This is a genomic window from Alicyclobacillus hesperidum subsp. aegles (assembly GCF_027923525.1).
In the GTDB taxonomy this organism is placed as follows: domain Bacteria; phylum Bacillota; class Bacilli; order Alicyclobacillales; family Alicyclobacillaceae; genus Alicyclobacillus; species Alicyclobacillus aegles.
This window is the reverse complement of record NZ_BSBJ01000021.1, coordinates 1-269: the sequence shown is the minus strand read 5'-3', so window position 1 is coordinate 269 and position 269 is coordinate 1. Positions and strand designations below refer to the sequence as shown.

The following is a 269-nucleotide window of genomic DNA, read 5'->3' as shown; positions in this document are numbered from 1 at the left end:
GAGGCCAACGCCAATCGGTATACCTTTGTATGGAAAAAGTCCACAGACCGGTATCAGGAAAAGTTGCAGACCCAGATTCGTCAACTGTTGGACGAGATTGATGAAGTCAACCAACAGGAACAAAAGGAGTACGGGGAACGGGATCTGGAGGAACTAGGCGAAGGGAAAGTGATCACGGCCGCGCAGCTCGAAGAGACCGTATCCCGGCTAGAACAACGTTTGGCAGAGGATAAGACCAATAAACCGTTGCGTAAGGCAGTTCGTACATT

The 269-nt window shown here is 50.2% G+C and carries 1 pseudogene; it reads left to right on the top strand.

The features are described 5' to 3' along the window. Positions 1-269 (top strand): annotated as a pseudogene (locus QMF38_RS09450) (IS1182 family transposase); the annotation flags it as partial.